Below are 14,193 nucleotides of genomic sequence, written 5' to 3'. Positions count from 1 at the left end.
TATCAATGCCAGAAATAATTGGTTAGATACAGCCCTGCGTAGGACGTCAGTTCACACAGCAGGAAGGTGGCTCCGCAACAGTCGCCGGTGTATCCCTGCAGGCGGTGCTTCATCAGAAGGACCAGCCCGATGAATGTGACCAGGGACAGGAACGCACCTCCCCATAGCACAGCGATGCTGTCCGGGAAAAGGAGCCAACACACCCCTCCGGCAAATGCCAGCAGGAACATGGGCAGGCTCATGCGTTCGTAAATGACGCGAGCCTTGCTCTCCGTTTCCTTCCGTGCATAACTCAGGAGATTGATCAGATTGGATGCTACAAACTTGTTCCACACGTCAAAGCCCAGCAGTGCCCGCCATGCAAGGTCGGCAGGCAAGGATGAGACGAGCGATGTCAGCAGCAGGAAATAGACAATCAGCGCAATGACTCCATAACTTCCGATATGGGAATCTTTCATGATGGAAAGGATACGCTGCCGGTCGCTACCGCCGCCTCCAAACCCGTCGAAGAAGTCCGCAAGTCCGTCTTCATGGAGGGCACCTGTCAGCAACAGACGTGCGGCCAATGCTAAAAGGACAGCCGCGAAAGGGGGAAACACCTCGGACATCAGCAGGTAAGTACCCGCCATGACACCACCGGTCAGCCAGCCGGCGAACGGCCAGTACTCCACCAGGTGTTTGAAGCTGTCGGCAGGAACCCGGCGGATGCGCCACAACGGCAGACGCGTGAAAAACATCAGAGCAGCAAGCAATCGGTTCATCTTAGAAATATTTGGTGATGGATGCACGGCCAAACGTATCCATCTCATTCAGCATACGTACCGCAGAATCTATCAGGGGGTAGGCGCATACGGCACCGGTCCCTTCCCCTAAGCGCATACCCAGGTCCAGTAAGGGGCGTGCCTGCAAGTATTCAAGAACCAGTGCATGCCCGTTCTCATCCCCTCGATGTCCGAAAATGGCATAGTCCGTCACTTCCGGATAGAGCCGTGATGCTGCCAGCAGGCAGTTGGTCATGATGAAGCCGTCAACCAGTATAATCATGTGCAGTTCGGCAGCCCGGAGCATTCCTCCGACAGCCATTGCCATTTCGTAACCGCCGAAGTAACGGATGATGTCGAGGGGCGAGCCATCGCCGTCATAATTTCCCCAAGCTGCTTTCAGGATGTGGTACTTGCGTCGAACCCCTTTATCGTCCAGCCCGCTCCCGGCGCCTATACAACGGTCGAGCGGGATGTGCGTGAAGGCATGCATCCAGAGTGAGGATGCAGACGTATTGCCAATACCCATCTCACCGAAACTGACGATGTTGCAGCCTTCCTTGTAACAGCGGGTAACGATTTCAGCTCCCCGTTCGAAACAGAGGTTCAGCTCATTGGAGGTCATGGCAGCTTCATGAAGGAAGTTGCGTGTACCTTTTCTGACTTTCTTGTCAATGATGCCCGAATGGGGTTCAAAGTCATAATCCACTCCGGCATCCACAACCTTCAATGTAAAACCATGCTGACGGCAAAAGAAGTTAATTCCTGCCCGTCTTCTTCCGGCGAAATGAATCATCTGTTGCCAGGTAACTTCCTTGGGCGACACGCTGACGCCCTCATCGGCAATGCCGTGGTCCCCCCCGAAAAGGATATTGCACGGATGGTGAAGAGTCGGGCGGAGGGTTTGTTGGATCAATCCGACTTGCAATGCCAGTTCTTCCAGTCTGCCCAAAGCCCCTTTCGGTTTGGTCAGGTCATTGATTTTTGCCTCCAGCAGAGGACGCATTTGTTGGTCGGGTTGTTCTATATGAAATGTTTTCATGTATATTGATGTTCAGTTTGGCTTCTAGCATGTATGGTTACAGTTATTTAATTCTCACGGGTATTCCGCTCACCATGAGATATACCTCATCTGCGCTTCGGGCAACATACTGATTTATCCACCCCAGTAAATCCGTGAAACGGCGTTGGAGCTGATTCTCAGATACCCCGCCTAATCCTATCTCATTGGATACAAAAAGGAATGTGGCATCCTGTGTGATCAATCGGTCGAATTCCGCCTTCAGGGCTTGCAGCGCAGGTTCAACTTCCGAGTTTGAATCGAAGAAGAAATTTGTGCACCAAAGTGTCAGGCAGTCCACGACCACCACACGACCGTTGAAGTCATGCCGGCTCAGAACCCTTTCCTCTTCCACATTGACCCAGCGTGGTCCGCGGTTTTGCTGGTGCCGTACGATCCGTTGACGGAACTCTTCGTCCCAGACATGCGCAGTAGCCAGATAGACGGGATGTTCTGCCAATGAGAGAGCCAACTGTTCGGCATAAGAGGTTTTACCGGACCGTTGTCCACCGGTGATGAATATGATACGTTTCATAGCAGGAGGGGATAAAATGAAGGCGAGTGAACAAGTCCGGGCTAAATCATAATGAGTGTCCCATTATGCAGGCTCCCGACTTGTTGACTCGCCTGTGCTTATATAGACAACGGTTAGAAGTTAAAGAACTTCTTTGCGTTGTTGTAGCAGATGTCTTCTACCATCTGGTTGACACGCTCCATTTCTTCAACGGGGATTTCTCCGTTTTCAACATCGTTGCCCAGGAGGTTACACAATGTACGACGGAAGTATTCATGACGCGGATAGGAGAGGAAGGAACGTGAGTCTGTCAACATACCCACGAAACGGCTCAGCAATCCAAGCAGTGAGAGTGCATTCATCTGCTTTTCCATGCCATCCTTCTGATCGAGGAACCACCAGCCTGAACCAAACTGGATCTTGCCCGGAACCGAACCATCCTGGAAGTTACCCAACATGGTTGCGATGACTTCATTGGCACAAGGATTGAGGTTATACAGGATGGTCTTGGTGAGCTTGCCTTGTGTATTCAGCTTGTCGAGGAACTTGGCCATAGACTTGGCTGTAGTAAATTCACCGATAGAGTCGAAGCCAGTATCAGGACCAAGAAGTTTGAACATCTTCGTATTGTTGTTGCGGATAGCTCCGTAGTGGAACTGTTGCGTCCATCCCTTCTCATAATCCATGATGGCAAATTCAATCAGCATAGCAGACTTGTACTTGAGGATTTCCTCGTGTGTCAGTTCTGCGCCACCATATACCTTATTAAATATAGCATCAATTTCAGCTTGCGTATAGTCCTCTGCATAGAACTCTTCGATACCATGGTCAGAAAGACGACATCCCTGCTCTGCAAAGAAGTCATGACGTTTACGAAGAGCCTCAATTACATCTGCAAACTTGGAAATCTTTACGCCGCTAACCTCTGACAATTTCTCCATGTATGCACGGAACTCAGCCGGAACCTCAACTGCCATAGCCTTGTCCGGACGCCATGTCGGAAGCATCTTGATTTCAAAACCGCTTTCACGGGTCTGAATGTGATATTCCAAAGAATCTACAGGATCATCCGTTGTACATACGGTCTCCACATGGTAGCGACGCATCAAGTTGCGTGCTGACATCTCAGGCTTTTGAAGTTTCTCGTTACATTCATCGAAGATTTCACGGGCAGTCTTCGGATTCAGAATCTTGTCGATACCGAAAGCCGTCTTCAACTCCAGATGAGTCCAGTGATAAAGCGGGTTGCGGAGGGTATAAGGAACTGTTTCTGCCCACTTCTCAAACTTTTCCCAGTCGGTGGTGTCCTTACCGGTGCAGTAGCGTTCATCGACACCATTAGAACGCATTGCACGCCATTTGTAGTGGTCACCGCCCAACCAGATTTCAGTGATTGACTTAAACTGATAATCGTCGGCAACCATTTTCGGAATCAAGTGACAGTGATAGTCAATGATAGGCATTTTGGCTGCATGCTCGTGGTACAACTTCTGTGCTGTTTCAGTCTGCAACAAGAAGTTCTCATCCATAAATTTTTTCATAATACTTAGAATTAATCGTTGTATATATTAGAGTCTCTTGCTATGTTTCATCATCAGCCGGCAGAGTGGGAGAGGAGAGAGGATATCCTCCGGTTCCTTTCGTTCGTTTTCCCTAACAATCACTTGCATTTATTTAAACAAACACAATGAGGAAACGTCCAGCTTATGCTTTAAAACATGTATTTAACTTTATTAACCGTTATCGAACACGAAAATAGATATTTTATTTGTGATAGCAAAATAAGTTCGTATATTTGTAGCAAAATTTAATGATTTTATTGCCTTCGGGAAAGACATAAACCTTTGAATGAAGAAGTTACTATGGATGAAAAACAATATACGATTAAGGATATTGCGCAGATGGCAGGCGTTTCGGCAGGAACTGTCGATCGGGTGCTCCATCAGCGGGGCGAGGTTTCCGAAAGTAGTAAAAGAAAGGTCGAGGCCATTTTGAAAGAAATTGACTACCAACCGAACATGTATGCCATCGGGCTTGCCCGCAAAAAGAAATATCATTTCGGTTGTTTCATTCCTAAATATGAGCCCAACGACTATTGGTATACAGTGGCATGTGGCGTAAGGAAGGCACTTGACGAGGTTGCTCCCTTCAATATCAGTGTTGATTTCATCTATTACGACCATTCTGACAAGGCATCTTATGTGGCAGAGAGCAGGAAACTGCTCAGTCGCAAATTCGATGCGGTGCTCATTGCTCCCAATTACAATCTGGAGACGTTGGATTTTACACGCCAGCTCAGTGAACAAGGCACTGTCTTTGCTTTTATTGATGTCAATGTCGAAGGCGCCGGTGCATTGACCTATATCGGACAGGATTCTTTCCGAAGTGGGTATATTGCCGCCCGTATATTCTGTGATACCGGGTTTGACGGTCAGGAAGTCGTCCTTCTGCGTACCGAAAAGGACCCGGACGCACAGGAAATACAGATGCAGCGTCGTTTGGAAGGATTCAATGCCTATATGAACGAGCGTCATCTGAATATCTGCTTGCATGATATCACCTTGAAAAGAGATGGTTTGGAAAATTACCGGACATTGGATGCCTTTTTCGAACATCACCCCGGTGTCAGTGGGGGAGTTGTATTTAACTCACGGGTCTATCGGGTCGGCGAATATCTGAAAAGCAGAGGGCGTTCCTTGAATCTCATAGGCTATGACCTTTTGCCGCAGAATATCGCATTACTCAAGGATGGGGTGATTGATTATCTGATCGGACAACGACCGGCCATGCAAGGATACAGCTGTATCAAAATGCTGACTGACAAAGTGGTATTCAAACGTGAAGTCGAACCTCTCCGGTACATGCCTGTCGATATTCTCATGAAGGAGAACATTGACTACTATGTTGAATCCTATAATTTGTAAATCACATTTATTTAATATAAATCACATATTATGAAACCGTTAAACAAAGAAACAGCCGTTAAGGTACAACGCCCCGAACGGATTATTCAGTTTGGTGAAGGAAACTTCCTTCGTGCATTTGTCGATTGGATCATTTACAACATGGACCAGAAGACCGACTTCAACAGCAGTGTTGTTGTCGTTCAACCGATTGAAAAAGGTATGGTTGATATGCTGAATAAGCAGGACTGCCTCTACCATGTTAACTTGCAAGGTCTTGACAAGGGTGAAACTGTAAACAGCCTGACGATGATTGATGTCATCAGCCGTGCGCTCAATCCTTATACTCAGAACGATGAGTTCATGAAATTGGCTGAGCAGCCGGAAATGCGCTTTGTGATTTCCAATACGACGGAGGCAGGTATTGCTTTTGATCCGGCTTGCAAGCTGGATGATGCTCCCGCTTCTTCCTATCCGGGCAAATTGACCCAGTTGCTCTATCACCGTTTCAAGACTTTCAACGGCGACAAGAGCAAAGGTTTGATTATCTTCCCCTGCGAGCTGATTTTCTTGAACGGACACAAACTGAAAGAGTGCATCTATCAGTACATTGATTTGTGGAACCTGGGTGAAGAGTTCAAGACTTGGTTTGAAGAGGCTTGCGGTGTATATGCTACTCTCGTTGACCGTATTGTTCCGGGATTCCCGCGTAAAGACATTGATGCCATCAAAGAAAAGTTGCAATATGATGACAATATGGTGGTTCAAGCTGAAATCTTCCACTTGTGGGTGATTGAGGCTCCTCAGGAGATTGCTAAAGAATTCCCCGCCGACAAGGCTGGCTTGAACGTACTCTTCGTTCCGTCTGAAGCTCCGTATCATGAAAGAAAGGTTTGCTTGCTCAATGGCCCGCACACTGTTCTTTCTCCGGTAGCTTATCTCTCTGGCATCAATATTGTACGTGATGCTTGTCAGCATGAGGTGGTAGGCAAGTACATTGATAAGGTTATGTTCCATGAATTGATGGAGACTTTGAACCTTCCGAAAGAGGAACTTCAGAAGTTTGCTAAAGACGTATTGGAGCGCTTCAACAACCCGTTTGTTGATCACCAGGTGACTTCCATCATGCTGAACTCATTCCCGAAATTTGAAACTCGTGACCTCCCCGGTCTGAAGACTTATCTGCAACGTAAGGGTGAGTTGCCTAAGGGACTGGTATTGGGCTTGGCTGCTATCATTACCTATTATAAAGGTGGCAAACGTGCTGATGGTGCTGAAATTGTTCCGAATGACGCACCGGAAATTATGCAATTGTTGAAAGACCTGTGGGCAACCGGTGATACTCGTAAGGTAGCCGAAGGTGTACTTGGCGCAACTTCTATCTGGAATGAAGACTTGAATCAAATTCCCGGCTTGACCGATATGGTGGTTGCTTTCTTGAATTCTATCCAGGAAAAGGGTATGCTGGAGACTGTAAAGTCTATCCTCTAATAGATTAGGATTAGAAATTAACGGATAAGCTCCTGTTGCAAATGTGTCGTTTGGCGCATGCGTACAGGAGCTTTTTCTTTATACTTTCTGATAAAAGGGAGAACAGGTATACGAACATGGGGTAACTCTCATTATTTTGAAGATGCCAATATGGAATACATTAGACCTATCTACACACCCGAAAGAATCACAAGCCTTCAACCAGGCGAAATATTCGTGTTTGGCAGCAACCTGCAGGGAATGCACGGCGGAGGAGCTGCCCGCATGGCATACGAAAAGTTCGGTGCCATCTGGGGCAAGGGCGTTGGGTTACAAGGGCAATCCTACGCCATACCGACCATGCAAGGTGGCGTGGAAACCATCCGTCCCTATGTAGAGGAGTTCATTGCTTTTGCCAAGGAACATAAGGAGCTGACCTTTCTGGTGACTCCCATCGGTTGTGGAATTGCCGGATTCAAGACAGAGGACATCGCTCCCTTATTCAAAGAAGCGATAGTGGAAGAGAACATTGTGTTGCCGGAATCGTTTGAGGAGGTCATCATGCAAATCCGTCCGCTAAGCAAGGCGGCCATAGATGTGCTGGCAAAACGGATGCAAGCAAGGAATCCCTATTCCGCAGGTACGCTTTCTCACGGTATTTGGGAACATCAGCACTATTTTGAACTTTTGTGGGATAGCTATGACTATTATGACTGGCACGAGCATTTTGAAAAGTACGGCTTGCACAAAGACTTTGAAAGAGGAGTGGTGCTGACTGATGATCTCATGCACCAACCGGTCAATAAAGAATGGGTGTTCAGTATGTATATGTCGGCAGAGTTCCCATCGCAGAAGCTGATGCTGCTGGAACAGTGCCATTATTATAAAGGAGAAAGGTTGTGTCCTTTTCATCCACATAGGAAGGCCATGTTATTTGCGTATGAACGATGTTGGGTGAAGTTCAATCTATTTCCGCAAGAGTATCCCCATATAGAAGAGGATTTGGATTATTACAAACAATGCGGACTTGCCGATTTATGTCCTGATGATGGTGTGCCTATGTCCATGAAAGCCTTGTTGCTTAACCGCTGGCTTTATTGGGGAGGTGATTTCGCGAATTCGGATATTTTCAGGGAATGGTACCGCGCTTTGGACTATACGAATGTGAATGGAGGATTAAGGAAAGAAGGTCTCTATGAGATTTCCAATCCGGATTTCCTGTTCTTTTGGGGACATCACGGCAAGCCGGGTGAAACAACCAAAGCCTGTCTCAGCCAATGGTTTCCTTGTAAGTTTACCGTAAATGGCATCCATTACAACTGTGCGGAACAGTTCATGATGGCAGAGAAGGCGCGAATCATGGGTGATGAAGATACTAGAAATAGAATTTTGGCTTCTACTGACCCTAAAGAAATAAAAGCATTAGGTAGAGAAGTGCGGAATTTTGACGAATTCAAATGGCAAAAGTACCGTATGGAGGTTGTCATTACCGGCAATCTGCATAAATTCATGGACAATGAAGAGCTGAAAGTATTTCTGCTCAACACAAGAGACAAGATATTGGTGGAGGCCAGTCCCTACGATACAGTCTGGGGAATTGGCATGAAAGAAGATGACCCGGACTGCCGGAATCCCCGTCTATGGAAAGGAGAAAACCTGCTTGGGTTCGCATTGATGGATGTGAGGGAAAAACTCAGTAAAATAAAATGAAGAAACATCCATATGGAATCATTGAATAAACATCAAACGTATTATATGACTCCCATCTTCACCATAGACCGCTTACGGATGGGAACGGACAGACATGGAATCATCACATTGGGCTGTTTCATGGGCCGTCCGCTTCGGTCTGAACTACCCTCAAACAAAAGGACTGTAACATGAACGGAAAAGATAAATGCAACTTGCTCAGAGAAATCCGCAGGCGGATAACCGAACAGTATGGACTGACATACCAACCTGTAGAGTGTCATCACGAAGGAAATTGTGCAGGCACATGCCCCCAATGTGACGCTGAGCTGCAAAACCTGCAAAAGCAATTAAAGGAGAAAGGCATTGAGAATATTGAACTTGACCGGCAGATGGAGGAAATGGTGAGAAACCTCAATCCAGGCGGTGATACGGACAACAACCTCATTGACCTAGGCGATGTCGCTCCATCCGAATATGATGACAAAATAGAATTTACAGAAGGTATGCCTGTACCGCCTCCTGCAGGAATGTTCAATTTTCCTGAACCCAAAAAGAGAAGGGCATTTTTCAAGGAATGTGCCGTTGCCGGCTGGAGCTTCCACCATCCCGAAGACTTTTGGGACGAGTTGTACGAAGGTGCGAAACTTGTCTTACTCCGCGAACGTGCCAATAAGCACGACTGTAATGCTGTGGCCGTGGCATTGGCTGAGGATATAGGCGGTGATGTGGAAGACTTTGATTGCATCATCGGCTATGTACCACGCAAGGAAAATGAAATGATTGCCAACATGATGGATATGGGATGGGGTGATGCTTTCACTGCAGAACTTACCACTGTCAAGAATAGTGGTGCATACGATGAACGCTTGCGCATGACCATCTATATTAAGAGTAAGGAGGACAGTATGGAAAGCTGGTTTATACAAAAGGTGAACAGCAATTTCTCCAAAGACCTTATGCGATTTCTTTATCAAGATGGTGTCGCACGCTTCCGCTGGGGTGGATTTCCTCCTTGGGAAAGAGATTTGCCCCGAAAAGGTGACAAGGTCGTATTCATCCACAAACGCGAGGCGGATGCTGAACTCTATCTGATGCACACGATTGCCATAGGCGAGGATGCCATACCTTTTTTGGAGGACCCGGAAGAGGAAATGGACATGGTAGATGACTGCGCACCGTATGTATTGACGTTGGTAAAAGGCCCGGTTATAGTTAATCTGCAGGAGTTGGACTTTTTGAACAGTTGTGAAATCGGTTCTTACCAACCAGAAGGAAAACTGCCTGAAAATTGTATTGGCAAATTGAAAGAGTTGTTTTTTACGCACATGATTATTATGTAGAATGTACAGCCGCCTAAAAACGACTTAGGCTGTAAGCCTCTTTATAATGAGAGATTTACAGCCTAAGCTAATGTCTAATAGACTCTTAGAGAGTATCTTCTACCGCTGCTTGAGCCGCAGCCAGACGTGCAATAGGCACGCGGAACGGAGAGCAGCTTACGTAGTTCAAACCGACACGGTGACAGAACTTGACAGAAGAAGGTTCACCTCCGTGCTCACCGCAGATACCACATTTCAGGTCGGGGCGTACAGAACGTCCTTTCTCGGTAGCCATCTTGATAAGCTGACCTACACCATTCTGGTCAAGTACCTGGAAGGGGTCGAACTTCAAGATCTTCTTCTCCAAATAGATGGGCAAGAAGGAAGCGATATCATCACGCGAATATCCGAAGGTCATCTGGGTCAAGTCGTTTGTACCGAAGGAGAAGAATTCAGCATGCAATGCAATACGATCAGCAGTAAGGGCTGCACGCGGAATCTCAATCATGGTTCCCACCTTATATTCGATGGAAGTATTCATTTCGCTGAACAACTTGTCAGCCTCTTCACGGATAATCTTTTCCTGTGCTTCGAACTCGTAGCGGATACCGGTCAGCGGTACCATGATTTCCGGACGGCAGTTGATGCCTTCAGCCTTCAACTCAAGAGCTGCGCTCAAAATGGCGCGAGTCTGCATTTGAGTGATTTCAGGGTATGTATTACCCAAACGGCAACCGCGGTGACCCAACATCGGGTTTTGCTCCTTCAAAGATTCCACACGTTTTCTGATGTAGTCCAAGCTTACGTGCATGGCATCTGCCATTTCCTGCTGGCCCTTGTCATCGTGAGGAACGAACTCGTGCAAAGGAGGATCGAGCAGACGGACTGTTACAGGATAACCATCCATTGCGCGGAAAATACCCTTGAAGTCTTCCTTCTGATAGGGAAGGATCTTTTGAAGAGCTTTTTGACGTTCTTGAGAGGTTTCAGCGAGAATCATCTCACGCATAGCCTTAATCTTTTCACCTTCGAAGAACATGTGTTCTGTACGGCAAAGGCCGATACCTACAGCACCAAAGTTACGTGCAACTTGTGCGTCGTGGGGAGTATCGGCATTGGTACGAACCTGCAGACGGCTGTATTTATTGCAGAGGTCCATCAAGTCGGCAAAGTCTCCGGATACTTCAGCAGCCTTTGTCGTCACCTGACCTTCATAAACTTGTCCGGTAGTTCCATTGAGTGAAATGAAATCACCTTCTTTCAATGTTAATCCGTCAACCTCAATGGTTCTTTCCTTATAGTTAATGTTCAGCATGCCTGCACCAGAAACGCAGCATTTACCCATACCACGTGCAACCACGGCAGCGTGTGAGGTCATACCGCCACGAGCAGTCAGGATGCCTTCAGCCACCTGCATACCGGCGAGGTCTTCAGGTGAAGTCTCGATACGAACCATGATGACTTTGTGACCATCTTTAGCCCATTTTGCTGCATCATCAGCAAAGAAGACGATACGTCCACAGGCAGCACCCGGAGAAGCGGGCAGACCCTTGGCGATAACTTTAGCCTTGGCCAAAGCTTCCTTCGCAAAGATGGGGTGGAGAAGTTCGTCAAGCTTGTTCGGTTCGACGCGCATGATAGCTGTCTTTTCATCGATCATGCCTTGACGCAACAAATCCATGGCAATCTTGACCATGGCAGCACCAGTACGTTTACCGTTACGGGTTTGGAGGAACCAAAGTTTGCCTTCTTGTACCGTGAATTCCATATCCTGCATATCGCGGTAGTGGTTCTCCAATTTTGTCTGGATGGCATCAAGTTCCTTGTAAATTTCAGGCATGGCCTCTTCCATCGAAGGATATTTGGCAGCACGAGTTTCCTCGTCAATACCAGCCAAAGCGGCCCAGCGACGAGAACCCTCCAAGGTGATCTGTTGCGGAGTACGGATACCAGCAACGACATCTTCGCCCTGAGCATTGATCAGGTATTCACCGTTGAACAAGTCTTCACCGGTAGCTGCATCACGGGAGAAGCAAACACCAGTAGCGGAAGTGTCACCCATATTTCCGAACACCATAGCCTGTACGTTGACAGCAGTACCCCATTCAGCGGGAATACCTTCCATCTTTCTATACAGAATAGCACGTTCGTTCATCCAGGAATCAAAAACTGCGCAAATTGCGCCCCACAACTGTTCGTGTGAATCGGTCGGGAAGTCTTGTCCGGTTTGTGCTTTTACGGCAGCCTTGAATCGTTTTACCAACTCCTTCAGGTCTTCTACATCCAACTCATTATCCAACTTCACACCTTTGGCTTCTTTCACCTCTTCGATGATAGCCTCGAAGGGGTCAATATCGTCTTTATTGGTAGGCTTCATACCCAATACCACGTCACCGTACATCTGTACGAAACGACGATAGGAATCCCATGCAAAACGTGTGTTACCGGTTTTACGAGCCAATCCTTCTACAACTTCATCGTTCAGACCTAAGTTGAGGATTGTATCCATCATGCCCGGCATGGATGCACGTGCACCGGAACGTACAGATACCAACAACGGGTTCTCTACATCACCAAACTTAGAGTTCATCAGATTTTCAATATGTTGGACGGCTTTTGTCACATCATCTTTGAGCAACTCTACCACTCTTTCCTTACCTATGGCATAATATTCGTTGCATACGTCAGTCGTAATTGTAAACCCGGGAGGCACAGGAACACCGATGAGGTTCATTTCTGCAAGGTTAGCACCTTTACCTCCTAGTAGATTTCTCATGTCTGCTCTACCTTCAGCTTTTCCATTGCCGAAGATATACACTCGTTTTTCGGTCATAAGATTTTGTCTATTAGTTAAAAATCACATTTGAGTTATTCGCGCGCAAAACTAGTTCTTTCTTTGGAATACAAAAAGCATATTGTCGAAAAAAATAGGGCCCCTTACAAAAAAATAAGAGTTTCATAATAACTTTCATCATTCTCATGAGAAAATATCTATCTTTGCGAAAATTTTCATTAGATTGACTAAGAATGGCTCGAAAGAAAAAACAGCTGCCCTTGTTGGAAAAGGTATTGATAACCGATGTCGCAGCAGAAGGAAAGGCCTTGGCGCGTGTAGATGATTTAGTCGTATTCGTACCTTATGTGGTACCGGGAGACGTCGTCGATTTGCAGGTGAAACGCAAAAAGCATCATTATGCAGAGGCTGTTGCCGTACATTTTCATGAATATTCCCCCAAACGTGCAGTTCCTTTTTGTCAGCATTACGGTATATGCGGGGGATGTAAATGGCAATGTCTTCCTTATGAGGAACAAATCAAGTATAAGCAACAGCAGGTAGAGGATAACCTGACACGGATTGGGAAGATTGAATTGCCTCCAATTTCCCCTATATTAGGCTCTGAGAAGACTGTATTCTACCGCAATAAACTGGAATTTACGTTTTCCAATAAGCGTTGGCTGACGGAAGAAGAAGTGAACCAGAATGTGGTCTATGAACAGATGAATGCTGTTGGCTTCCATATCCCTAACGCTTTCGATAAAGTGCTCGCTATTGAAAAATGCTGGTTGCAAGATGATATTTCCAATCAGGTACGTAATGCTATTCGGGATTATGCGTATGCACATGATTATTCATTCTTTAATTTCCGCGCCAAGAGTGACGAGCCACGTGGGCTGCTGCGAAATCTCATGATACGTACTTCTTCGACGGGAGAGCTGATGGTGTTGCTGCAATGTTGTGTCACCAACGAAACTGAGCACACACAGATGACCAACCTTCTGCAGTATGTAGGGGAAACCTTTCCGCAAATTACATCGCTACTTTATGTTATCAATAATAAGTGCAATGACACTATTACTGATCTAGAGGTTCATACCTTTAAGGGGAATGATTATATTTATGAGGAAATGGAAGGTCTTCGCTTTAAGATTGGTCCTAAATCATTCTATCAGACCAATAGTGAACAAGCTTATCAATTATATAAGGTTGCACGTGAATTTGCCGGTCTGACTGGAAAAGAATTAGTCTATGACTTGTATACCGGAACTGGAACGATTGCGAATTTTGTATCGAGACGAGCACGTCAGGTTATTGGTATCGAATATGTACCTGAGGCCATAGAGGATGCTAAAGTCAATTCGCAGGTAAACGGTATCGATAATACGTTGTTTTTTGCCGGTGATATGAAAGATATCCTTACGGAAAGCTTCATCAGGCAATATGGGCGTCCTGATGTCATCATTACAGACCCTCCACGTGCCGGTATGCATTCCGATGTCATCAATACCATACTTTTTGCTGCCCCAGAGCGAATTGTATACGTCAGCTGTAACCCTGCCACTCAAGCACGGGATTTGCAACTATTGGATGTATCTTATCAGGTAAAGGCAGTTCAACCTGTTGACATGTTTCCTCACACTCATCATGTTGAGAATGTGGTGTTGCTGGAGAAAAGAAAATAATGAACTGAGATTT

The 14,193-nt window shown here is 46.4% G+C and carries 10 protein-coding genes and 1 pseudogene; 6 read left to right on the top strand and 5 right to left on the bottom strand.

All coding sequences use genetic code 11. The annotated features are described in order from the left end of the window. Positions 1–2: 2 nt before the first annotated feature. From C8275_RS09370 to uxaC, 4 genes are all read right to left on the bottom strand, one after another. A complete protein-coding gene (locus C8275_RS09370; protein ID WP_106484933.1) occupies positions 3–761 on the bottom strand; it encodes an adenosylcobinamide-GDP ribazoletransferase in 759 nt (252 codons plus the stop codon). Between the two features lies 1 nt (position 762). Further along, complete coding sequence (gene cobT / locus C8275_RS09365) at positions 763–1,803, bottom strand: nicotinate-nucleotide--dimethylbenzimidazole phosphoribosyltransferase (RefSeq protein WP_106484932.1); 1,041 nt, start codon at positions 1,801–1,803, stop codon at positions 763–765. A gap of 43 nt (positions 1,804–1,846) precedes the next feature. Beyond that, positions 1,847–2,356, bottom strand: a complete 510-nt coding sequence (gene cobU / locus C8275_RS09360) for a bifunctional adenosylcobinamide kinase/adenosylcobinamide-phosphate guanylyltransferase (protein ID WP_106484931.1) — start codon at positions 2,354–2,356, stop codon at positions 1,847–1,849. 113 nt (positions 2,357–2,469) lie between these two features. After that, entirely contained in the window at positions 2,470–3,876 is a 1,407-nt protein-coding gene (gene uxaC, locus C8275_RS09355) for a glucuronate isomerase (RefSeq protein WP_106484930.1), read from the bottom strand. Between the two features lie 321 nt (positions 3,877–4,197). On the opposite strand from uxaC, the gene C8275_RS09350 reads away from it, so the two are divergent. The 5 genes and pseudogenes from C8275_RS09350 to C8275_RS09330 all read left to right on the top strand — a co-directional run bounded on the left by C8275_RS09350 (position 4,198) and on the right by C8275_RS09330 (position 9,740). Continuing rightward, complete coding sequence (locus C8275_RS09350; RefSeq protein ID WP_106625787.1) at positions 4,198–5,259, top strand: LacI family DNA-binding transcriptional regulator; 1,062 nt, start codon at positions 4,198–4,200, stop codon at positions 5,257–5,259. Between the two features lie 30 nt (positions 5,260–5,289). Continuing rightward, entirely contained in the window at positions 5,290–6,729 is a 1,440-nt protein-coding gene (locus C8275_RS09345) for a tagaturonate reductase (RefSeq protein ID WP_022384523.1), read from the top strand. Between the two features lie 150 nt (positions 6,730–6,879). Further along, positions 6,880–7,278, top strand: a pseudogene (locus C8275_RS14860) (hypothetical protein); the annotation flags it as partial. Further along, positions 7,270–8,418 (top strand): NADAR family protein, encoded by a 1,149-nt coding sequence (locus C8275_RS14980; protein WP_369861213.1) that lies wholly within the window; start codon positions 7,270–7,272, stop codon positions 8,416–8,418. The pseudogene C8275_RS14860 and the gene C8275_RS14980, both read left to right, overlap by 9 nt. A 170-nt stretch (positions 8,419–8,588) precedes the next feature. Beyond that, on the top strand, positions 8,589–9,740 hold the full coding sequence (locus tag C8275_RS09330; RefSeq protein ID WP_106484929.1) for an HIRAN domain-containing protein: 1,152 nt from the start codon (positions 8,589–8,591) through the stop codon (positions 9,738–9,740). Positions 9,741–9,825: 85 nt separating this feature from the next. Here C8275_RS09330 and ppdK read toward each other — a convergent pair whose 3' ends face one another. Beyond that, positions 9,826–12,552, bottom strand: a complete 2,727-nt coding sequence (gene ppdK / locus C8275_RS09325; protein WP_106484928.1) for a pyruvate, phosphate dikinase — start codon at positions 12,550–12,552, stop codon at positions 9,826–9,828. Positions 12,553–12,746: 194 nt separating this feature from the next. Here ppdK and rlmD point away from each other — a divergent pair, with 194 nt between their 5' ends. Beyond that, positions 12,747–14,180 (top strand): 23S rRNA (uracil(1939)-C(5))-methyltransferase RlmD, encoded by a 1,434-nt coding sequence (gene rlmD / locus C8275_RS09320; RefSeq protein ID WP_106484927.1) that lies wholly within the window; start codon positions 12,747–12,749, stop codon positions 14,178–14,180. The last annotated feature ends 13 nt before the right edge of the window (positions 14,181–14,193 follow it).

This window comes from Bacteroides sp. Marseille-P3684 (genome assembly GCF_900291465.1).
GTDB lineage: Bacteria > Bacteroidota > Bacteroidia > Bacteroidales > Bacteroidaceae > Phocaeicola_A.
Note: the sequence above shows the minus strand (reverse complement) of the source record. Positions and strands in the feature narration are given on the sequence as shown.